Origin of the sequence: Bacillus sp. V2I10 (assembly GCF_030817055.1) — a bacterium.
Taxonomy (GTDB): Bacteria; Bacillota; Bacilli; order Bacillales; family Bacillaceae; genus Bacillus_P.
In genome coordinates, this window is the sequence record NZ_JAUSYV010000001.1 from 1,627,437 (window position 1) to 1,650,338 (window position 22,902).

Below are 22,902 nucleotides of genomic sequence, written 5' to 3' on the forward strand. Positions count from 1 at the left end.
ACTTACATCCTCTATTTTAATCATTCTTGAAGTGAATTGCCATAACCAAAGAGAAGATTCGCTTTTCTGCACGGTGGTTTTTATGATTTAATTAGTCTATAAGCAGGTACGCAAAGGAGATTACATATGAAAAGTGAAATATTGTCAGCCATAAAAGAATATCAATCGATCATTATTCACCGGCATGTGCGGCCTGATCCGGATGCATACGGATCACAGTGCGGATTAGCTGAAATCATTAAAGCATCATTTCCTGATAAAAAAGTTTTACTTGCGGGACTTGGGGAGCCGACACTTGAATTCTTGTATAAAATGGACACCGTAACAGACCAGGATTTTGAGGGCGCTTTAGTGATTGTCTGTGATACAGCCAATCAGGAACGTATTTGCGATCAGCGCTACCATACAGGCGCTAAATTAATTAAGATTGATCATCATCCTAATGAAGATCCGTATGGAGATCTTTTATGGGTTGATACTAATGCAAGTTCTGTCAGTGAAATGATTTATGAATTTTACCTTTCAGAGAAAGAAGATGGACTCGTTTTGCCTGATAAAGCAGCTCAGCTTATTTATGCAGGCATAGTGGGAGATACAGGCCGTTTTCTTTTTCCGAGCACGACGAAAAAAACGCTGAGATACGCAAGTGAGCTAGTTGAGTATAACTTTGCTTTCACAGAAATTTATGATGAGTTATATAAGACAAAGGTGAATGCAGCAAAGCTGAGCGGATACGTTCTGCAAAATTTTAAACTGTCATCTTCGGGTGCTGCATCGATGATCCTGACAAAAGAAATCCTTGAAAAATTTGAAGTAAGTGCTTCTGAGGCTTCTCAATTGGTTGGAATGCTTGGCAATATTGAAGGTCTTCGGGCATGGGTCTTCTTTGTAGAGGAAACTGATCAAATTAGAGTGCGCTTAAGATCTAAAGGACCGATTATCAATGAATTGGCAAAGAAATATCGCGGCGGAGGTCACCCGCTTGCTTCTGGGGCATCGATCTATAATTGGGAAGAAGCAGAGCAGGTTCTAGCAGATCTCGAAAAGGTGTGTCAGGGTTAATCGCTTTATTTTACAGGAATAAACCAATATCCAAATTCTGTTGAATCTTCATGGAAGGTCAGTCCTTGTGCAAGCAGTTCTTTTTTAATTAATGAAGCGAGCTCCGCAGACTCTGCATAAGCGGAGAAACCTTCTTTCAGCCGTTTTGCTTTTTCGCGGGCCATCTTTTTGTGATTTAATACATACATCACATTCCCTCCTTCTTTATAGTGGGTGATCATGTCTGATGCTATTACCATTTTACCCCAAAGACGCGAGGGAGTGCGATTTAATTAATTGAAATTTCAAAAAATAATTCAATTTATTTAGATATGTTTATAGAGGATCCATCTGTTCGGTTCTTAAGTCCCGGTTTCTACTTTGCGAATGATACTTTAAGCTCGATGAAAAGGGTGGTGTATATGAACATTTCCTCGATTTCTACCTTGTATTGCTTGTCATCAATTTTATATACCTTATTTTCAATGGCTTTTTTCATCAGCTTCCGGCTTTTATATACACTTTCCAAATCCTTTGCAATGACGTCAGAAATATCCTCTTTTACATGATCTTGGATCATATAGGTCATAAGTGACGTGAATTGATACCTTTCCCCATTGATCAGTGTCACATGGATGTTTTGGACCCTCAGTTTTTCCTGATTGATTTTATTGAGAGTCTCAATTTCTTCTTTATAGCTTATATTTGTTTTTTTTAATTCCTCAATTGTATATGCCTGATCTTCAATCTTGGTAATAAGCTCTTCCTGCCATTCACCGTAAATGTAGAGAAAGATACACCAGCTGACGACGGCGCCGAGAACCATTCCTGCGAAAAGTCGCTGCCAGGAAGGTCTTTTGTATAAAGGCGGTATTCTCATTGCGGCTGCTCCTGAGTCAGCCATGAAATAAGAAGCCAGCCTGTCTGTGCCCCGCCCATTGCTGAGATAATAAGCAGAATCTGTTTGATGACATCCCGTGTTTCACCTTCAAAAAATCCTCTTTCAAAGCTGTAAAACGTATCAAACGTACCGCCGATAGCAGCGACAAGCGCCCAAATTTTCAATCTGTTTGCAAGACTGTAAATCGTTGACAGAGGAGGCTCTCCGGCTAAGTATGCTCCTACGCCGCCGATGATTGAACCGCCTAAGATTACTCCGAGCGCTATAAAATAACTATTAATAAAGGCTGGTATAAAAGCTTCTTTAACCTCCATTTTTCATCATCCCCTTACTAACATGTATATGGACAAACAGTGGGAAGTATGTGATGAGAAAGCTTCAATTTGTGTCACTTTTCAAACAGGAATATAATATTACTATGAGATTGTTAGAAAAGCGGAGCCGATCTGACCCGAGGAGTCAGGCGGTGGAGCTAGACATAGATGATCAAAATTTTATACAATTTACAGCTGTCAGAAAGGATGGGAACATAGATTGCCATTTGTTCACCTTCAAGTTCAAAGTGCCTACAGTCTGCTGAATAGTTCAGCAAGAATTAACAAGTTAATTGAAAAAGCTGAATCATTTCAATTAAAGGCTCTCGCTATTACAGATTTTCACACGATGTATGGAGCGATTGCTTTTTATAAACAATGCAAAAAACACGGCATAAAGCCGATTATCGGACTGACGGCTTCAGTCATTTTAGAAGAGTCCGGTGAAAGTACAGGGTATCCCCTGGTATTGCTTGCGAAAAATAATGATGGCTACCGGAATCTATTGAAAATCAGCAGTGTTCTTCAAACAAAATCGCCTGAAGGAATTAAGAGCAGATGGCTGAAATCCTACAGCGGCGGTTTAATGGCTTTTACCCCTGGTAGAACTGGGCTAGCTGAAAAGTATATACAAGAGGGAAACAGTGAAGAAGCAGTCAAGATTTTAAAGATATATAGAAGCCTTTTTAATGAAGGAGACTTTTATTTATCTGTTCAAAAGCATTTCCTTCAAGATGATCTTAAAATGGCTGAAGAGCTGCTCCAAATAAGCAATCAGACAGGCCTTCCGCTTGTAGCAGCAAATGATGTTCATTATATAGATAAAGAGGATGCCTTTGCACATAATTGTTTGCTGTCTATTAAAAATGGTTCGAAAATGGAAGATGACAGTGATTATGCATTGCCCTCGAACCAGTATTACTTTAAATCACCGTCTGAAATGGCTGAACTTTTTCAAGATTGTCCTGAAGCCTTGGAGAATACGCTGAAGATTGCAAATGAATGTAATGTATCTCTTGAGCTTGGAAAAACACAGCTTCCAAAATACCCTGCACCTGGCGGCCAATCAGCTGATGAATATCTGGAGAGACTCTGCCTGGAAGGATTGAAACACCGTTTTTCAGAACCGAAAGATACATATTTTAAAAGGCTTGAGTATGAACTGGATGTTATTAAACAAATGAAGTTCAGTGATTATTTCTTAATTGTTTGGGACTTTATGAAGTATGCCAACGACCATCACATTTTGACGGGACCTGGAAGGGGGTCTGCTGCAGGATCCCTTGTAGCGTATGTATTAAAGATTACAGATGTAGATCCGATAGAACACCATCTTTTATTTGAACGGTTTTTAAATCCGGAACGAATCAACATGCCCGATATAGATATTGATTTTCCAGATACAAAACGGGATGAAATGATTGCCTATGTTGCAGAAAAATACGGGTCGATGCATGTTGCTCAAATTGTGACATTCGGAACGCTTGCAGCTAAAGCGTCGCTTCGGGATGTCGGAAGAGTCATGGGAGCATCAGCAAAAGAAGCAGATGTACTGGCCAAGCTCATTCCTTCTAAACCAGGTACAACTTTAAAGCAGGCTTATTCAGAGTCCAAAGATCTGCAAAACCTTCTTTCGGAGTCGGATCTTTATAAGAAAATTTATGAAACGGCCATGAAGATAGAAGGGCTTCCGCGCCATACATCCACACATGCTGCCGGGGTAGTGCTCAGCAGCGAGCCGTTAACGGACATCATTCCCATTCAGGAAGGGCATAATGGGATTTATTTAACTCAGTTTTCGATGGATTACCTTGAAGACCTTGGATTGCTGAAAATGGATTTTCTTGGCTTGAGAAACTTAACGCTAATCGAAAAAATAACAGATCTTATTGAACGGAATGAGAAAAAGAAAATCGATTTCTCCCTAATTTCATATAAGGATGAAAAAACATTTGAACTGCTCGGACAAGGAGATACAACTGGGGTCTTTCAGCTGGAGTCTGATGGAATGCGGAGCGTTCTTAGAAGGCTGAAACCAACGGATCTTGAGGATATAGTGGCCGTAAATGCCCTTTTTCGCCCGGGTCCAATGGAAAATATTCCTCTATTTATAAATCGGAAGCATCACAGAGAAAAGATCGAATACCCGCACCCTGCTCTAGAGCCTATCTTAAAGACAACCAATGGCGTCATCGTGTATCAGGAGCAGATCATGGAAATCGCTTCGAAAATGGCTGGGTTTTCTTTGGGTGAAGCTGATTTATTAAGAAGAGCAGTAGGGAAAAAAATTAAAGAAATGCTTGATCAGGAAAGAGAGCATTTTGTATCAGGCTGCATGGATAACGGCTATGATGAAGCCTCTGCAAACAGTATTTATGATTTAATTGTTAAATTTGCCAACTACGGATTTAACAGGAGCCATGCAGTTGCCTACAGCATGATTTCGTTTCAGCTTGCTTATTTGAAAGCCCATTACCCTGTTTATTTTATGGCGGCGCTTTTAACAAGTGTGATCGGCAATGATGAAAAAGTGGCTCAATATATTAGAGAGGCCAAGCAGCACGGTGTGGCTGTTTTGCCGCCATCTATTAACAGGAGCGAATATCCTTTTATTGTAGAAAAAGGAAGAATCCGGTATAGTCTGAATGCAATTAAAAATGTAGGAACAAATGCTGTTAAAGAAATATATCAGGCAAGAAAGAAAAGGAAATTTGCCGATCTATTTGATTTTTGTGTGAGGGTATCAACGAAAATCGTCAACCGAAAAGTGATGGAATCTCTTATCTTTTCCGGGGCAATGGATGAGTTTGAGGTGGAAAGATCTACGCTCCTTGCAAGTCTTGATTTAGCTATCGAGCATGCTGCCCTTTTTTCTTCCGATGATGAAAATCAATATGATTTATTTTTAGAAGAGGAAGAATTCAGTATAAAGCCGAAATATATAGAAGTTGAACCGTTCAAAATTGAAGAAATGCTTAAATTCGAGAAGGAAGCACTGGGATTTTACTTTTCAAGTCATCCTGCATCAGCGCACTCATTCTTATTTAATCGGTATGGGATTGTAAAAATCAGTGATGCCCGGCAATTGCTTCATCAAAAGGTAAAGGTTGGGGTTTTTATTACAGCGATACGCACAATCCGGACAAAAAAAGGTGAGGTTATGGCTTTTCTTGCATTAAGTGATGAGAGCGGGGAACTTGAAGCGGTCGCTTTTCCGACTGTTTATACTAAAGCGGGTGATATCTTTTCTCAAGGTAAAGTCGCTGTACTCAGCGGGAAGATTGAGAATCGCAATGACCGGATGCAGCTGATTATATCTGATGCAGAGACCACCCAGGATCTCGAGAAAAGAACGAAAACACTATTCCTTAAAATCGAAGAGACTCATCTGACTGAAGGGAAACTGCAGACTGTACAAGATACTCTCAAACGTCATCGCGGCAGCACACCTGTTTTTCTTTATTACGAGAAGGACAAAAGAACCGTCCAGCTGCCAAGAGACTACTTTGTGGATGCGAATGACCGGTGTTTATCGGAGCTGAAAGACCTTTTGGGCAATCAGAATATTGCCGTGAAAGATTAGATTCGGCACATTTAAACGGTAAGTTAAAAAATACAAGACTTTACAATAACTAAAAATATGTTATGATTTATTATTGGCTGAGAGTGGTCAGACCACCTCTAATATGACCCTAAGGAGTGAGAAGATGTCATTGCGAGAAGAAGCATTACATATGCATCTAATTCATAAAGGAAAGCTAGAATCAAAATCAAAAGTACCAGTCAGAAATGCTAAAGACTTAAGCTTAGCTTATTCTCCAGGGGTCGCTGAACCTTGTAAGGCAATATATGACGACAAAAATAAAGTGTACGATTATACAATGAAAGGCAATATGGTGGCAGTAGTATCAGATGGCACTGCTGTGCTTGGCCTTGGAAATATTGGGCCGGAGGCTGCACTCCCTGTAATGGAAGGCAAAGCGGTACTATTCAAAAGCTTTGCGGGAGTTGATGCATTTCCGATTTGTTTGAATACGACAGATGTGGATAAAATTGTAGAAACGGTCAAATTGCTTGAGCCTACATTCGGAGGCATCAATCTTGAAGATATTGCAGCACCAAATTGTTTTGTTATTGAAGAGAGATTGAAGAAAGAAACAAACATTCCTGTTTTTCATGATGATCAGCACGGAACTGCTATTGTTACTGTTGCAGGACTTGTGAATGCACTTAAGCTTACAGGAAAACAAATGTCTAACATTAGAGTGGTTGCAAATGGAGCAGGTGCAGCAGGAATAGCAATTATCAAGCTTCTATACCGCTATGGCGTGCGCGATATTATTATGTGCGATTCAAAAGGTGCGATCTTTGAAGGACGTTCATTTGGCATGAATAACGTGAAGGCGGAAGTAGCGAAATTTACGAACCGTGACCGTGCTGAAGGCTCATTGGCAGATGTCATTAAAGATGCGGACGTATTTATTGGCGTTTCAGTTGAGGGTGCGTTAACAAAAGAAATGATTGCTACGATGAAAAAGGATCCAATCATTTTCGCGATGGCGAATCCAGTACCGGAAATCATGCCAAGTGATGCAAAAGAAGCAGGAGCGATGGTTATTGGCACCGGCCGTTCAGATTTCCCAAACCAAGTCAACAATGTTCTTGCATTCCCGGGAATTTTCCGAGGTGCACTTGATGTGCGCGCTACACATATTAACGAGCAAATGAAAATTGCCGCTGTAGAAGCGATTGCTTCATTAATAAGTGCAGAAGAATTATCCGCTGACTATGTCATTCCGGCTCCATTCGATGCACGTGTTGCTCCTGCTGTAGCTGCAGCAGTAGCTAAAGCGGCGATGGAAACTGGTGTGGCAAGATTAAAGGCTGACCCAAATGAAATAGCTGAGAAGACTAAACAGTTAGCGATCATCGAAACAAAGTGAGTGGTGTACAGTGACTGAACCGAAGTCGAAGGTATATATTGAGATACTTCGTCAAATCAGGTCCATTATCCACAAAGACGGTCTGTCAGCAGGAGATAAAATACCATCTGAACGAGAGCTCGCAGAACTCTTAAATGCAGGGAGATCATCTGTCAGAGAAGCACTTCGGGCGCTCGAGCTGCTTGGAATGATTGAAACAAGACGCGGTGAAGGAACGTATATTAAGGATTTCCGCGAACATGGTCTTGTTGAAATTCTCGGAACGTTTATTTTACAGGATAAGAATGCTATCGCAGATTTAATTGAAATGAACGTTCTTTTGGAATCAAATGCATTAAAGCTATTGCTTGAGAAAGATAATAATGAAGAAGAGTTAAAGAATCTCGCCATCGCTATTCAGGAGCAGAACCTGGGACATATGGATATTATGGCTAAGTTCATGCAGCTGTCGGACAACTATCTTTTACTCCGGATATGGTCTGTTCTGAATGAGTATTTAAAAGTAATACAGACGGATCATCACTCAGGCAGCGCCATCGTTTATGAAAAAATAATTGACGGACTTGCTTCAAAAGATGAAAAGATGGTTTTTGAATCTTTTTACACTCTAACAAATAAGAAAAACGCAAGCGCCTTGGTCAGCTCCGACAGGCAGAAAAAGCTCTGACCGAGGAGTTAGGCGCTGTAGCTAGACATAGATGCTGGAATTAATATGAATTCCGATCGTTTAAAGAAAATGTCGAATAGGACATGACACCTTTTTACAAAAAAATTGAAGATGGTTCGTTAAAGTAGATAGATATGGCTAAAAGAGATCATTTCTAATCAGTCAGACGATCTTTCTAAAGACACCGGATTATTTTCATAGAAAAGGAGGCAACGTTTTGTTAAAGGATTTATTTTCGAAAAAGAAGAAATATGCATCCATTCCCTCTGAGCAGGCAAAGCATGATGTTCCAGAAGGAATAATGACAAAGTGTCCTAGCTGTAAAAAGATTATGTATTCTAAAGAATTGAATAAAAACTTGAGAGTGTGCATGAATTGCGGCCATCATCACACCATGAATGCCAGAGAAAGAATTAAAAGCTTATTTGATGAACATTCATTTACAGAGTTCGATAAAGAAATGGTTTCAGAAAATCCGCTTAATTTTCCAGGTTATATGGAAAAAGTAGAAAAAGACCGCAAAAAAACAAATTTAAATGAAGCGGTTGTGACCGGAGAAGGCACGATAAACGGAAATCATACAGTCGTTGCCATCATGGATGCAAGCTTCAGAATGGGCAGCATGGGATCGGTTGTCGGCGAAAAGATTACTAGAGCGATAGAGCGTGCAAATGACCGGAAGCTGCCATTTATCATCTTTACAGCTTCGGGCGGTGCGAGAATGCAGGAAGGTGTTCTCAGTTTAATGCAAATGGCCAAGACGAGCTCAGCACTAAAAATGTTCAGCAATAACGGAGGTTTGATCATCTCTGTTATGACACATCCGACGACAGGCGGAGTTTCAGCGAGCTTTGCTTCTCTTGGCGATTACAATTTTGCAGAACCCCGTGCATTGATTGGGTTTGCAGGAAGAAGAATTATTGAACAGACAATCAGAGAAGACCTGCCTGAAGATTTTCAGACGGCAGAATTTCTTTTAAAACACGGCCAGCTTGATGCCGTTATTAATCGATTGGATATGAAGGACACTCTTTCAAACATCCTCGAACTTCATACGTCAGGCGGTGGATCATCATGGTAGGAGAACTGGAGTTTGAAAAACCTATAACAGAGTTAAGAGGAAAAATTTCAGAGCTTAAAGAGTTTACAAAAAATACCGATGTAGACCTTTCAGCTGAGATTATGAAGCTTGAGGGCCGTCTTGAAAAGCTTGAAAAAGATATTTATACCAATTTGCAGCCTTGGGATCGAGTGCAAATTGCAAGACATCCTAACCGCCCGACAACTTTGGATTATATTGAAAAACTTTTTACGAATTTCTTTGAAATTCATGGTGATCGCTATTACGGCGACGATGAAGCTATTGTAGGGGGCATCGCAAAATACGACGGGCTTCCTGTAACGGTAATAGGCCATCAGCGCGGCAAGGATACGAAAGAGAATATTCGCCGGAACTTCGGAATGCCTCATCCGGAAGGCTACCGCAAAGCTTTGCGGTTAATGCATCAGGCTGAAAAATTCAACCGTCCGATTATCTGCTTTATTGATACAAAAGGGGCTTATCCCGGTAAGGCAGCAGAAGAACGGGGCCAGAGCGAAGCCATCGCCAAAAACTTATTTGAAATGGCTGGATTATCTGTTCCGGTTATCTGTATTGTAATTGGGGAAGGCGGCAGCGGCGGTGCGCTGGCGCTGGGAGTCGGAAATCATATTCATATGCTTGAGAACTCCACTTACTCTGTTATATCGCCAGAAGGAGCAGCTGCGCTTTTATGGAAGGATGCAGGGCTGGCAAAAAAAGCCGCAGAAACAATGAAAATCACAGCACCTGATCTGAAGAAGCTGGGCGTCATCGATCATATTATCAATGAAGTCAAAGGCGGCGCACACAGGGATGTATCTGAACAGGCAAAAAATATTGATAAAGTCATTCATGCTTCCCTTAAAGAGTTGTTAAAGCTGGATGGACCTCAATTAGTTCAGCATCGTTATGAAAAGTTTAAAAGAATCGGTCAAGTTTCGTTTGCAGGAGAAATACTTGGGGTAAAATAGATTAACGTGTAGCCTTCGAACCAGGAAGGCAGCACGTTTCTTTTTTTAAGGGAATATGCCTAGTAAATGATGGTAATCGCAGACCCTTGAACTAATGAGATTTTTCGACAAATCTAAAAGGAAGCGTTTACTTTATTTAATTTTCAAAGATTCTCTGAAAACCCCTCAAAACAAGAGGTTTTATTGTATAATGAGAAAGGTTTAAATGTAACGTGAAAATTCGACATTTGTCGTTTCTTGTCTATTGTGTTGCCCATTTCTTCATGTTATTTTAATATCACATACTACTTTGGGGTGAGAAAAATGAAAAAAATCGGCGTATTAACTAGTGGAGGAGATTCGCCTGGTATGAACGCGGCCGTGCGCGCTGTTGTGCGTAAAGCGATCTATCATGATGTAGAAGTGTACGGAATTTATCACGGTTATTCTGGATTAATTGCTGGACATATCGAAAAGCTTGAGCTTGGATCTGTAGGAGATATTATCCACCGCGGGGGTACAAAGCTCTATACAGCACGCTGTCCTGAATTTAGAACAGTTGAGGGACAATTAAAAGGAATCGAGCAATTAAAGAAACATGGAATAGAAGGCTTAGTTGTCATCGGCGGAGACGGTTCTTATATGGGAGCTAAAAAGCTGACTGAACATGGTTTTCCATGTGTAGGCGTTCCGGGAACCATTGATAATGACATTCCAGGCACTGATTTTACCATTGGATTTGATACTGCACTTAATACAGTAATTGATGCTATAGATAAAATTCGTGATACTGCCACATCACATGAACGTACATACGTGATTGAAGTCATGGGAAGACATGCTGGAGATCTTGCGTTATGGTCAGGTCTTGCCGGCGGAGCAGAAACCATTCTGATTCCGGAAGTGGACTATGACATGGAAGATATCCTTGCACGTTTAAAGCATGGAACAGACCGGGGCAAAAAACACAGTATTATCATCGTGGCTGAAGGCGTTGGCAGCGGAGTGGACTTCGGAAGAAAAATTGAAGAGGCTACAAACCTTGAAACACGCGTATCTGTTTTAGGACATATACAGCGTGGAGGATCACCGACTGCGTTTGACCGTGTGCTTGCAAGCCGTCTTGGTGCTTATGCTGTGGAATTATTGCTTGAAGGAAAAGGTGGCCGTGCAGTTGGCATTCAAAGCAATAAACTGACAAACAATGATATCCTTGAGATTTTAGATACTCCGCATACAGTCGATAAGAACATGTACCAGCTTTCAAAAGAATTATCCATCTAAATGATATCTGTTTGGTATCGTTTTCATACCTATTAACAGGAGGAATATATCGAATGAGAAAAACGAAAATAGTCTGTACGATCGGTCCTGCAAGTGAAAGTGTTGAAAAACTTACGCAATTAATGGAAGCCGGAATGAACGTTTCACGCTTAAACTTCTCACACGGAGATTTCGAAGAGCACGGAGCACGAATCAAAAACATCCGCGAGGCTTCAGGAAAGCTTAATAAGGATATCGCAATCCTATTGGATACTAAAGGACCTGAAATCCGCACACATTCCATGCAGGACGGTGCAATCGAGCTTGTTGCAGGATCAGAAGTGATCGTTTCAATGACTGAGGTGCTTGGAACTGCTGATAAGTTCTCTATCTCATACGAAGGATTAATTAATGATGTACATGCAGGCTCAATCATTTTGCTTGATGATGGACTGATTGGACTTGAAGTTCTTGAAATGAATAAAGAAACGAAAGAAATCAGAACAAAGGTTTTAAACACAGGAACATTAAAAAATAAAAAAGGTGTTAACGTTCCGGGAGTAAGCGTAAAGCTTCCAGGAATCACAGAAAAAGATGCAAATGATATTGTTTTTGGAATCGAGCAGGGAGTAGACTTCATCGCTGCGTCATTCGTACGGCGTGCAGCAGATGTTCTTGAAATTCGTGAATTGCTTGAAAAGCACGATGCAGGCCATATTCAAATCATTCCTAAAATTGAAAACCAGGAAGGTGTTGACAACATCGACGAGATTCTTGAGGTTTCAGATGGTTTAATGGTTGCACGCGGTGACTTGGGTGTTGAAATTCCTGCTGAAGAAGTGCCATTGGTTCAAAAAGACCTAATTAAAAAGTGCAATGCTTTAGGCAAACCGGTCATTACAGCTACGCAAATGCTGGACAGCATGCAGCGCAATCCGCGTCCGACACGGGCAGAAGCAAGTGACGTTGCAAATGCTATTTTTGACGGTACAGATGCGATCATGTTATCAGGTGAAACGGCTGCAGGTTCTTATCCGGTTGAAGCTGTTCAAACAATGAATAACATTGCTTCACGTGCAGAACAGGCGCTTGATTATAAGCAAATTCTTGCGAAACGCAGTGAACAGGCTGATATGACAATTACGGATGCAATTGGACAATCGGTTGCGCATACAGGCCTTAACTTGCAGGCTGCTGCTATTGTAGCAACTACTGAGAGCGGTCATACTGCCCGAATGATTTCTAAATACCGCCCTAAAGCTCCGATCGTTGCCGTTACTTCATGTGAGTCAGTATCTCGCAAGCTTGCTCTTGTTTGGGGAGTCTACCCGCGCAATGGTGAGAAAGCAGCATCAACAGATGAAATGCTTGATCAGGCAGTAGAAGAGTCATTAGAGTCAGGAATTGTTAAACATGGTGATTTAGTAGTCATCACTGCAGGCATTCCGATCGGCGAAACTGGCACAACGAACTTAATGAAAGTTCATGTTGTTGGAGATGTGATAGCTAAAGGACAGGGAATCGGACGCAAAACAGCGTTTGGCAAAGTTGTCGTAGCAAGCTCAGCTTCTGATGCTGATTCAAAAATGACTCAGGGTGCTATTTTAGTTTCTCAATGTACAGATCGCGATATGATGGGTGCATTAGAGAAAGCTTCAGCATTAATTACAGAAGAAGGCGGATTAACAAGTCATGCTGCTGTAGTTGGCCTGAGCCTTGGAATTCCGGTTATTGTAGGAGTAGAAGATGCAACTTCTATCCTGAAAGATGGTCAGGAAATTACAGTTGATGGATCACGCGGTGCCATCTATCAAGGACATGCAAGTGTTCTTTAAGAAAATACATTAAAAAGAGAAGGGCTTTTCCTTCTCTTTTTTGCATGCATTCCATATACTCTTTATATACGACAAAATGAGGTGCATTAGATGAGATATTTGCTGCCGTTTTTAATTATTATCCCAGCTTGTGAAATCGGCATCCTGCTTTTCTCTGGTAAAACGATCGGAATCATTCCAACTATCCTTATGATCATTGCTACTGGAATAGCTGGAGCATGGCTTGCAAAGAAGCAGGGAATGGAAGCGATCCGAAAAGTTCAGCGGGAAATAAGCTTTGGGAATTTACCTGGTGATGCCATAATCGATGGTCTTTGTGTACTTGTCGGGGGCTTGCTTCTATTATCACCCGGTTTCCTGACAGATTTAACTGGGTTTGTTTTATTAATACCGGCAACAAGGAAATTCGTAAAGCCGCTTCTCCAAAAATGGCTCAGCAGGCTGATTGACCAAAATCGATTTACGATCATACGATAGAGCCGCCCTGTGCATATTGCATCAGCGGTTTTTTTTTAGTTGCTATCACGATTTCTTAGCAGTGATAAATGTCCAAATATCTTCAAATACTCTAGCATTATGAAGGGCATTGAAAATGACTAAAGCCACAGGTCCTACAATTAAACCGAGAAATCCAATCAGTTTGAATCCAACAAATAATGAAATCAGAGTAGCCAGTGGATCAAGCCCAATTGTTGAGGATAAAATCTTTGGCTCCATCATTTGACGCTGAATCAATATAATCAGATATAAGACACCTAAACCAATAGCAAATGGCAGATCGCCGCTGAATGCCGAATAAACAATCCATGGAACAAAAACCAGGCCTGTTCCCAGATAGGGAAGCAAATCAACTGTTCCAATTAACAAAGCAATCGTTATTGCATAATCCACCTTCAGGAAGAGTAACCCTATTAATACGATAATCGTTGTGATGCTGATTAAAATCAGCTGCGCTTTAATAAATCCAAGCAAAGCTTTTTTTAGATCATCAACCACCGTTCTCCCGCTTTTTCTTGCTTTAAGAGGAAGATACTTGCGCAGCAGCTTTTGAAATTTGTACCAGTCTTTGCTGATAAAAAAAGCAGCTAGCAAGGAGAAAATCGTCACTGTTGCGGCGTTAGGCAGCCAGCTGATCAACAGAGGAATATTCTCAAGCAGCCCTTTTAAAAAATCGGCTGCATTCGATCCGATTTGTTCGCCAGCATTTTGAATGTTGGCAAGTATTGTAGCCTGCTGACTTGAATCAAGCGTATTAAATAAAGCAGCAATATCTTCATAGATGGGAAGCACACGATCCCCAATGAATGTCTCAATATAAACAACCAGAGTTTTGAAATGCTCAGGAACGGACGACGCCAGGTAGGTTGTTCCCGTTACGAGTTCTGCGATAAGCAAAGTTATGATTCCTGCGAAAATGACAAACAGGAATGCGATTGAAATAAAAACAGCAGCACTTCGGACCATTTTTGTTTCAAGCAAATTGACCATTGGATTAATAAGAATCGCAAGAATGAGACCTATAATAAACGGGTAAGTAAGTGCCGAGACATAATAGACAGAGGCTAAAGCGGCGGCAATGATACATGCAATAGCAAGTGCTCTGGCAGCAACTTGTACTAAATATGCATTCAAATGTTTCCCTCCTGTTTTTTATTCAGACATTTTTAGGATAAGAAAGGATATAAATTTCCGTAATCGTGTCAGTTCCACCGCCTAACTCCTCGGCCAGAACGGCTCCGCCAGCAAAGGCAAAAAGCGCCTTTTCTGTCGGATCCTTATCTGTCTGTCGGAGCTGACCAGGCGGTTCCGCTTTTCTAAGTAGAAACATGTTTTGAAAGGATGTAAGAGAATGAATCAACCTGTCCTATTTTTAATCATATTATTGATCGTTGGATTTCTTGCCAAAAATCAATCATTAATGTTTGCAGTCGGCTTTTTACTTATAATCAAACTGACCGGCCTTGATACTAAATTGTTCCCGCATATCCAGGCAAAAGGAATCAATTGGGGCGTAACGGTTATTACGATTGCCGTTTTGGTGCCGATTGCGACCGGTGATATTGGATTTAAGCAGCTGACAGAGGCAATGAGATCATCCTACGCATGGATTGCTCTAGGAGCAGGGATTGCTGTTGCCCTTATAGCCAAAAATGGCTTGACGCTTCTTTCTGAAGATCCCCATATAACAACAGCTCTTGTCTTTGGAACTATTTTAGCGGTGTCTTTATTTGGGGGAGTTGCAGTCGGTCCGCTGATTGGAGCGGGTATTGCCTATTTAGCGATGCAAACAGTTAAATTTTTTGGTTAATATAATAAATTCTGATACAATAAGTGAGAAGGCGCCCTAAAAACTCATTATTCTTCTTTAATATCATTTTTCTGACAAATTTTTTGGTTCTGGAAATTCTTTTCGTTCACAAAAATCAGATAATTGTTTATAATGGGTATAGGCAGTTTAATTCCGCCTTCTAATTAATTAAAGTCACAATTGAAGATAACATTCGATGTGGCTATTATATTAGCTGTAAATGTAAGCATTTTCTTTTTAAAAAAATGCTTGTGTATTGAGCAAGCGCTCGGTCGTTTAAACGATTGGAAGATTGGGCAAATAAAAAGAAAAGACCAGTTTGTCGAATGCTATCTTTTATTGTTGACGAGAAGAGCGGATCAATGGGGATATTTTTGCAAAGGAGAGATTTACATGACAACAACACGGGGTCTAGAAGGAGTAGTTGCTACTACTTCATCTGTAAGTTCAATTATTGATGATACTCTTACATATGCGGGGTATAATATCGATGATTTAGCAGAGAATGCTAGTTTCGAAGAGGTCGTTTATTTATTGTGGCATAGAAAGCTTCCGACAAAAGACCAGCTTGCAGAAATTAAAAAAGAGCTTGCTGAAAATGCAGAAATACCGCAGGAGGTTGTCGATCACTTTAAATCATACGATCTAAAATCTGTGCATCCGATGGCTGCTCTCCGTACAGCTGTTTCTCTTCTTGGCATATTTGACAGTGAAGCAGATGTAATGGATCCGGAAGCTAACTACCGCAAAGCGATCCGTCTTCAGGCAAAGCTGCCGACAATTGTTTCAGCATTTGCCCGTATCCGCAAAGGACTTGAGCCTATTAAACCAAAATCAGATGCTAGTTTAGCAGTGAATTTCCTGTATACTTTAATTGGAGAAGAGCCGAGCAGTGTTGCAGTGGAAGCTTTTAATAAAGCATTAGTCCTTCATGCTGATCATGAGCTGAATGCATCTACATTTACAGCACGCGTATGTGTAGCAACATTATCAGATGTTTATTCCGGCGTAACTGCAGCAATCGGCGCTCTTAAGGGACCTTTGCATGGCGGAGCAAATGAAGCGGTAATGAAAATGCTCAAAGAAATTGGAGACATTAATAACGTTGAGTCATACTTGCATGAAAAGTTCTCCCGAAAAGAAAAAATTATGGGCTTTGGACACCGTGTGTACCGTCAGGGAGATCCTAGAGCGAAACATCTGAAGGAAATGTCTGAAAAATTGACGAATCTTACAGGTGAGCCTAAATGGTTTAAAATTTCTACTAAAATTGAAGAAGTTGTAACAAGTGAAAAATCCATTCCGCCAAACGTGGATTTCTATTCTGCATCCATGTACCACAGCTTAGGCATTGATCATGATTTATTCACGCCTATCTTTGCTGTAAGCCGTGTATCAGGATGGCTCGCTCATATTCTCGAGCAATATGAGAACAACCGTCTGATCCGCCCGCGTGCAGATTACACAGGACCGAATATGCAGAAATACGTGCCACTGGACCAGCGGGGCTGAGCTCTCTTAATCACACAAGAGGCTCTTTTCAGGTAAAACTGAAACGGCCTCTTATTGAAGAATCAGAAGACCGCAGTTTTAGGTTTTTAAGTAGAGCCACCCCTGACTCCTCGGACAGAATAAAAACCCCTAAAAAGTCAAAAACGGACTTTTGGGTTGATTACTGATCTGTCTGTCGGAGCTAACCAGGCGATTCCGCTTTTCTGCGGTGTCTAGCTCCATCGCCTAACTCCTCGGCCAGAACGGCTCCGCCAGTAAAGGCAAAAAGCGCCTTTTCTGTCGGATCCTTATCTGTCTGTCGGAGCTGACCAGGCGATTCCACTTTTCTATATTACATAACAGGAGGTTATTATTTTGACACAAGGACAAAAAATTACAGTTGCAAATGGAGTATTAAACGTACCTAACAATCCTATCATTCCATTTATCGAAGGGGACGGAATTGGTCCTGATATCTGGGCGGCAGCTTCACGCGTTTTAGAGGCAGCAGTTGAAAAAGCATATAATGGCGAAAAGAAAATTGAGTGGAAAGAAGTTTTAGCTGGAGAAAAAGCATTTAACAAAACTGGGGAATGGCTTCCTGAAGAAACACTTGAAGTAATCCGCGAATATTTCATTGCTATTAAAGGACCTTTAACTACTCCAGTAGGCGGAGGAATCCGCTCGTTGAACGTTGCTCTTCGTCAAGAGCTTGACTTGTTCACTTGTCTTCGTCCTGTACGCTATTTTAATGGTGTTCCTTCTCCAATTAAGCGCCCTGAAGATACAGACATGGTGATTTTCCGTGAAAATACGGAAGATATCTATGCTGGTATTGAGTATGCTAAAGGATCAGAAGAAGTAGAAAAATTGATTGCTTTCCTTAAAAATGAGTTAGGCGTTAATAAAATCCGTTTCCCTGAAACTTCAGGAATCGGCATTAAACCTGTTTCTGAAGAGGGAACTCAGCGTCTGGTGCGTGCAGCAATCAATTATGCAATTAAAGAAGGCCGCAAATCAGTTACACTCGTTCATAAAGGAAACATCATGAAATATACTGAAGGTGCTTTCAAAAACTGGGGCTATGAACTGGCTGAAAAAGAATTCGGAGATCAAGTATTTACTTGGGCTGAATACGACCGCATCGTAGAAAAAGACGGCAAGGATGCAGCAAACAAAGCACAGCAGGATGCAGAAGCTGCAGGCAAAATCATCGTAAAAGATTCGATTGCAGATATCTTCCTTCAGCAGATCTTAACTCGTCCGCGTGAATTTGACGTAGTTGCAACAATGAACTTAAACGGAGATTACATTTCTGATGCCCTAGCTGCTCAAGTTGGCGGAATCGGTATTGCTCCTGGAGCAAATATCAACTATGAAACTGGACATGCTATATTCGAAGCTACTCATGGCACAGCTCCTAAATATGCGGGACTTGATAAAGTAAATCCATCATCTGTTATTCTGTCAGGTGTGTTAATGCTTGAGCACTTAGGCTGGAATGAAGCAGCTAAATTAGTTGTTGACGCAATGGAAAAATCAATCTCAGATAAAGTAGTTACGTATGACTTTGCCCGTTTGATGGACGGCGCTAAAGAAGTAAAATGCTCTGAGTTCGCTGATGCTTTAATCAGCAAAATGTAAGTAAACAAGTTAAGGCTATTTTTCTTTTAAGAAAAATAGCCTTATAGTACATAGTAAAGGGGATGTTTTGATTGGGAATGAAACGTAAAAAGGTATCCGTCATAGGTGCTGGCTTTACTGGTGCGACTACGGCATTTTTATTAGCTCAAAAAGAACTTTCAGATGTTGTATTAGTCGATATTCCGCAACTTGAGAATCCTACTAAAGGAAAAGCATTAGATATGCTTGAAGCAAGCCCTGTTCAAGGATTTGATGCAAATATTATTGGAACAAGCGATTATGCCGATACAGCTGATTCTGATATTGTCATCATTACAGCAGGCATCGCCCGCAAACCTGGAATGAGCCGTGATGATCTAGTTCAAACAAACCAAAAAATTATGAAGAGTGTTACACAAGAAATTGTAAAATACTCTCCAAATACAATTATTATCGTATTAACAAATCCTGTTGATGCAATGACATACACTGTGTATAAAGAATCAGGATTCCCGAAAAGCCGTGTTATCGGACAATCAGGAGTACTTGATACAGCGCGCTTCCGTACATTCGTTGCTCAAGAGCTGAATCTTTCTGTGAAGGATGTAACAGGTTTTGTACTAGGCGGACACGGAGACGATATGGTGCCGCTTGTACGCTACTCATATGCCGGCGGTATTCCGCTTGAAACACTGATCCCGAAAGACCGTTTAGAAGCAATCGTTGAGAGAACACGCAAAGGCGGCGGAGAGATTGTTAACTTATTAGGCAATGGCAGTGCGTATTACGCTCCAGCAGCTTCATTAGTTGAAATGTCAGAAGCGATCCTTAAAGATCAGCGCCGCGTAATCCCTGCGATTGTCTACTTAGAAGGCGAGTATGGCTATGAAGGAATTTACCTGGGCGTGCCAACTATCCTTGGCGGTAACGGGCTTGAGCAAATTATTGAACTTGAATTAACGAGTGACGAAAAAGAAGCTTTAACAAAGTCTGCGGACTCTGTAAAAAGCGTAATGAAAGTTCTTTCGTAAAAAACTGAAGTTGGGGAGAGATCCCCAGCTTCTTTATAAAATGAATTGTAAACGTTTTCAATTCTGGAGGTGACCGAAAATGCTGCTTGGCAAAAAAAGAAAACTTGGGAGACAAATCGAAGAGATCACAACAGGCGAAAAATTAACGCTTACAGAAAAGATTGAAGATAAAGATCTGCTCCTGTATCTTGGATTGACAAATGACGCAAACCCGCTGTACATTCAGCATGACTATGCCTCTTTAACACCTTATGAAAAACCGATTGTACCAAGTATCATGCTGACAGGAATTATTACATCTGCTGTTTCGAAATATTTGCCGGGACCAGGAAGCCATATCCTGGAGCAGAACCTCTCGTTTCCCCTGCCAGTCTATCATTACAGCATGATTCAGTTTTTCTTTGAAGTCACAGATGTTAATAAAACAGAGAATCAAATTACCTTGCGTGTAGAAGCGCAAAATGAAAAAGAAGTGACTGTTATCGAAGGAACGATCATTGTCGTACCGCCAGTTCAGCTTTCTTCAATGGACGGCCATGCTCTTGAAAACTTTTAAACCTGCCATACCAGCGTCCTAATTCGGATGCTGGTATTTTATTTTTTAATAAATATCAATTAGGATACATGTACTTTTGTTCTTCTCCTTTATGTATCCAATAGGAATTTGTCTGCTTTTTATTGGTCATTCTAATGAATAGTAACCTGCCTATTTAAATCAGGATCTGCACGTTCTGAAAGAAAACGTTTGTTCAATTGCATCTATCCTCTATAATGGAGATATAAAAAGAGATAAAGCGTTTTGGATTGTTTGGGGTAAAACTATTTGGTGGAGGCTTATATGAGTAAGAAAATTCTGGTCGTAGATGATGAACAATCAATATTAACCCTGCTTCAATACAATCTTATTCAAGCAGGTTTTGAAGTCATTACAGCAATCGATGGAGAAGAAGGTCTTGAAAAGGGGTTAAATGAATCGCCTGATTTAATGGTGCTAGATCTCATGCTTCCCAAAATGGACGGCATAGAGGTATGCAAACAGCTTAGACAAAAGAAAATCATGGTGCCGATTCTGATGCTGACGGCTAAGGATGATGAATTTGATAAAGTTTTGGGTTTAGAACTGGGCGCAGATGATTATATGACAAAGCCTTTCAGTCCAAGAGAAGTAGTTGCGAGAGTAAAGGCTATCTTAAGAAGAACTCAGACTTCATCAGATACAGAGATCAAAGAACTTGATACTTCTGAAAGAATGATGATTGGAGATCTGAAGATCCTCCCGGAACATTATGAGGCATATTACGGAGATGAACGTCTTGAGCTGACGCCTAAAGAATTCGAACTTCTTGTTTATTTAGCCAGACATAAGGGACGTGTGCTTACAAGGGACCAGCTGCTGAGCGCAGTATGGAACTATGATTTCGCCGGAGATACCCGAATCGTTGATGTTCATATCAGCCACTTGCGTGAAAAAATTGAACGAAACACAAAAAAACCGCTATACATAAAAACGATAAGGGGACTGGGATACAAGCTCGAGGAGCCTAGAATGGATGAATAGGTTTCGCTCACGCCTGATATTTGCTCTTATCACACTGATTATTGCTGTTTTAATTGGCCTCGGGCTGCTTCTTGGTCAAATATTCGGCAGTTATTATATGAATTCTTTTCAGGAGCGGATAAAAGAAGAGGCAAAAATAACTGAGCTTTTTATTCAGGAAAAAGGATTTACGTCTCCTGATTTCGATTCGTTTCTTAAACATTACAGTGATACAATCAATTCCCATATTACAATTTATGATCGAAACGGAAACGTTTTAAAGGATGCAGGGCCTTTTTTGCAAGACCATGATGCCATTGCGAAAGAAATTCTGCTGAAACACCGCAATGCCAATAAAGGATTCAAACTCAATATTGAAGAAGACAATCTTTATTTTTACGGTTTGCCTTACATTGAAAAGGATGTGAAGCAAGGATACATTGTCCTGAGCTCTACAGAAAACTCCTTAAAGAAAATCAATCAGCAGATCTGGGTTCTTCTCATTGCAAGCCTTGGTTTGGCTCTTCTCGTTATTCTTCTGCTAGCGGTAAGAATTACGTCGCGCTATACAAGACCAATTGAATCTGCAACAAATGTGGCCATGGAGCTTGCAAAAGGCAACTATAAAGCAAGAACGTATGAAGATCATCTGGATGAAACAGGCATGCTTAGTCAATCAATAAATATACTTGCAAGAAATCTTCAGGATATGAACCGTGCCCAGGAAATGCAGCAGGATCGTCTTCAGACTCTAATAGAAAACATGGGCAGCGGATTGATTTTGATTGATGGCAGAGGATATATCAATCTTGTCAATCGTGCATACAAAGAATTATTCAATATTGAATCCACCGACTTTTTATATAAGCTGTACTATGAAGCATTCGAGCATAAAGAAATTGTGGATTTAGTCGAGCACATCTTTATGACTGAAATTAAAGCAAGAAAACAGCTGCATCTTCCGCTGAAAATAGAGCGCAGGCATTTTGAAGTCTATGGTGCGCCGATTATTGGCACAAACGATGAATGGAAAGGCATCGTTCTGGTATTTCATGATATTACGGAACTGAAAAAGCTTGAGCAAATGAGAAAAGACTTTGTTGCAAATGTATCTCACGAGCTGAAAACGCCAATCACATCCATAAAAGGCTTTACTGAGACCTTGCTTGATGGTGCACTTGAGGACAAACAGACTCTGGAGTATTTTCTATCAATCATTTTAAAAGAAAGCGACAGACTGCAAACGCTGATTCAGGATTTACTTGATTTATCGAAAATTGAACAGCAGGGCTTCAAGCTCAATCTTCAAAACTGCAATGCAAAGGAAATCCTTGAAGAGGTCATTATCATTCTTAAAAGCAAAGCAGATGAGAAAGAAATTGAGTTATCACTGCATGTAAATTCCGACGAACTCTATGTGTATGGGGATGTGTACCGTCTGAAGCAAATCTTTATTAATCTCATAAGCAATGCTTTGAACTATACCCCTAAAGGCGGCAGAGTTCAGGTGTCATTAAAAGACGGTGAAAGTTACGCAACCTTTATTGTCAGCGATACAGGCATTGGAATTGAAAAAGAAGAGATTCCGAGGATTTTTGAACGTTTTTACAGAGTAGATAAAGCGAGAAGCCGGAACTCGGGAGGAACGGGACTTGGGCTTGCTATTGTGAAGCATTTGGTTGAAGCGCATAAGGGCCAGATTTTTGTAAACAGCACGGTAGGTGAAGGAACGACATTCACAGTAAAACTCAATAAAAATAATCATTTAGATTAGGTTTACATTATATTTACATCACATTTAATTTTGCTTAATAAAGTGCTGTTAATATAATAAGTGAAAACCCCTTCATCCAAGGAGCCAATCTTTTGGACGAGAACATTCCCTGTTCTCGTCCCTTTTTTTGTTCGTATTTAGAT

Annotated in this window: 21 protein-coding genes; 16 read left to right on the forward strand and 5 right to left on the reverse strand. The window is 40.6% G+C overall.

From position 1 onward, the window contains the following. Positions 1-126 precede the first annotated feature (126 nt). Complete coding sequence (locus QFZ72_RS08180) at positions 127-1,062, forward strand: DHH family phosphoesterase (RefSeq protein WP_307431725.1); 936 nt, start codon at positions 127-129, stop codon at positions 1,060-1,062. Positions 1,063-1,067: 5 nt separating this feature from the next. Here QFZ72_RS08180 and QFZ72_RS08185 read toward each other — a convergent pair whose 3' ends face one another. From QFZ72_RS08185 to ytrH, 3 genes are all read right to left on the reverse strand, one after another. Next, entirely contained in the window at positions 1,068-1,250 is a 183-nt protein-coding gene (locus QFZ72_RS08185; RefSeq protein ID WP_307431728.1) for a YtzJ family protein, read from the reverse strand. A 167-nt stretch (positions 1,251-1,417) separates the two neighbouring features. After that, positions 1,418-1,921 carry a sporulation membrane protein YtrI gene (gene ytrI, locus QFZ72_RS08190; RefSeq protein WP_307431730.1) on the reverse strand — a complete coding sequence of 168 codons (504 nt, stop codon included), beginning with the start codon at positions 1,919-1,921 and terminating at the stop codon, positions 1,418-1,420. Continuing rightward, positions 1,918-2,256: a sporulation membrane protein YtrH gene (gene ytrH / locus QFZ72_RS08195; RefSeq protein WP_070877732.1), complete on the reverse strand. Its 339-nt coding sequence runs from the start codon at positions 2,254-2,256 to the stop codon at positions 1,918-1,920. The genes ytrI and ytrH overlap by 4 nt, the downstream gene beginning before the upstream one ends. 220 nt (positions 2,257-2,476) lie before the next feature. Between ytrH and dnaE the strand changes: the two genes are divergently transcribed. The 8 genes from dnaE (at position 2,477) to QFZ72_RS08235 (ending at position 13,472) form a co-directional block, all read left to right on the forward strand. Next, the gene (gene dnaE / locus QFZ72_RS08200; RefSeq protein WP_307431735.1) at positions 2,477-5,839 is read left to right on the forward strand and encodes a DNA polymerase III subunit alpha; all 3,363 of its coding nucleotides are present in this window, start codon (positions 2,477-2,479) and stop codon (positions 5,837-5,839) included. 124 nt (positions 5,840-5,963) lie between these two features. Next, positions 5,964-7,199, forward strand: coding sequence for an NADP-dependent malic enzyme (gene ystJ / locus QFZ72_RS08205; protein WP_307431738.1), 1,236 nt, complete (start codon positions 5,964-5,966; stop codon positions 7,197-7,199). A gap of 10 nt (positions 7,200-7,209) precedes the next feature. Then, on the forward strand, positions 7,210-7,866 hold the full coding sequence (locus QFZ72_RS08210; protein WP_307431740.1) for a FadR/GntR family transcriptional regulator: 657 nt from the start codon (positions 7,210-7,212) through the stop codon (positions 7,864-7,866). Between the two features lie 217 nt (positions 7,867-8,083). Further along, positions 8,084-8,947 (forward strand): acetyl-CoA carboxylase, carboxyltransferase subunit beta, encoded by an 864-nt coding sequence (accD, locus tag QFZ72_RS08215; protein WP_307431743.1) that lies wholly within the window; start codon positions 8,084-8,086, stop codon positions 8,945-8,947. Beyond that, a complete protein-coding gene (gene accA / locus QFZ72_RS08220; protein ID WP_307431745.1) occupies positions 8,941-9,918 on the forward strand; it encodes an acetyl-CoA carboxylase carboxyl transferase subunit alpha in 978 nt (325 codons plus the stop codon). The genes accD and accA overlap by 7 nt, the downstream gene beginning before the upstream one ends. Before the next feature lie 303 nt (positions 9,919-10,221). After that, positions 10,222-11,181 carry a 6-phosphofructokinase gene (gene pfkA, locus QFZ72_RS08225; protein ID WP_307431747.1) on the forward strand — a complete coding sequence of 320 codons (960 nt, stop codon included), beginning with the start codon at positions 10,222-10,224 and terminating at the stop codon, positions 11,179-11,181. 53 nt (positions 11,182-11,234) lie between these two features. Then, positions 11,235-12,995: a pyruvate kinase gene (pyk, locus tag QFZ72_RS08230; RefSeq protein WP_307431750.1), complete on the forward strand. Its 1,761-nt coding sequence runs from the start codon at positions 11,235-11,237 to the stop codon at positions 12,993-12,995. Between the two features lie 90 nt (positions 12,996-13,085). After that, positions 13,086-13,472, forward strand: coding sequence for an FxsA family protein (locus QFZ72_RS08235; RefSeq protein WP_307431754.1), 387 nt, complete (start codon positions 13,086-13,088; stop codon positions 13,470-13,472). Positions 13,473-13,517: 45 nt separating this feature from the next. Here QFZ72_RS08235 and ytvI read toward each other — a convergent pair whose 3' ends face one another. Together ytvI and QFZ72_RS08245 are read right to left on the reverse strand one after the other, a co-directional pair. Further along, entirely contained in the window at positions 13,518-14,627 is a 1,110-nt protein-coding gene (gene ytvI, locus QFZ72_RS08240; RefSeq protein ID WP_373464449.1) for a sporulation integral membrane protein YtvI, read from the reverse strand. Between the two features lie 22 nt (positions 14,628-14,649). Further along, positions 14,650-14,853 (reverse strand): hypothetical protein, encoded by a 204-nt coding sequence (locus tag QFZ72_RS08245; RefSeq protein ID WP_307431756.1) that lies wholly within the window; start codon positions 14,851-14,853, stop codon positions 14,650-14,652. On the opposite strand from QFZ72_RS08245, the gene QFZ72_RS08250 reads away from it, so the two are divergent. The 7 genes from QFZ72_RS08250 (at position 14,845) to pnpS (ending at position 22,759) form a co-directional block, all read left to right on the forward strand. Then, positions 14,845-15,303 (forward strand): DUF441 domain-containing protein, encoded by a 459-nt coding sequence (locus QFZ72_RS08250; RefSeq protein ID WP_307431759.1) that lies wholly within the window; start codon positions 14,845-14,847, stop codon positions 15,301-15,303. The genes QFZ72_RS08245 and QFZ72_RS08250 overlap by 9 nt on opposite strands. 393 nt (positions 15,304-15,696) lie before the next feature. Next, positions 15,697-16,815 (forward strand): citrate synthase, encoded by a 1,119-nt coding sequence (gene citZ / locus QFZ72_RS08255; protein WP_307431762.1) that lies wholly within the window; start codon positions 15,697-15,699, stop codon positions 16,813-16,815. 354 nt (positions 16,816-17,169) lie between these two features. Then, positions 17,170-18,438: an NADP-dependent isocitrate dehydrogenase gene (icd, locus tag QFZ72_RS08260; protein ID WP_307431764.1), complete on the forward strand. Its 1,269-nt coding sequence runs from the start codon at positions 17,170-17,172 to the stop codon at positions 18,436-18,438. Between the two features lie 71 nt (positions 18,439-18,509). Beyond that, positions 18,510-19,448 (forward strand): malate dehydrogenase, encoded by a 939-nt coding sequence (mdh, locus tag QFZ72_RS08265; protein ID WP_307431766.1) that lies wholly within the window; start codon positions 18,510-18,512, stop codon positions 19,446-19,448. A gap of 79 nt (positions 19,449-19,527) precedes the next feature. Next, on the forward strand, positions 19,528-20,004 hold the full coding sequence (locus tag QFZ72_RS08270; RefSeq protein WP_307431769.1) for a MaoC/PaaZ C-terminal domain-containing protein: 477 nt from the start codon (positions 19,528-19,530) through the stop codon (positions 20,002-20,004). 282 nt (positions 20,005-20,286) lie between these two features. After that, positions 20,287-21,006: a response regulator transcription factor gene (locus tag QFZ72_RS08275; RefSeq protein ID WP_307431771.1), complete on the forward strand. Its 720-nt coding sequence runs from the start codon at positions 20,287-20,289 to the stop codon at positions 21,004-21,006. After that, on the forward strand, positions 20,999-22,759 hold the full coding sequence (gene pnpS, locus QFZ72_RS08280) for a two-component system histidine kinase PnpS (RefSeq protein WP_307431773.1): 1,761 nt from the start codon (positions 20,999-21,001) through the stop codon (positions 22,757-22,759). The genes QFZ72_RS08275 and pnpS overlap by 8 nt, the downstream gene beginning before the upstream one ends. Positions 22,760-22,902 lie beyond the last annotated feature (143 nt).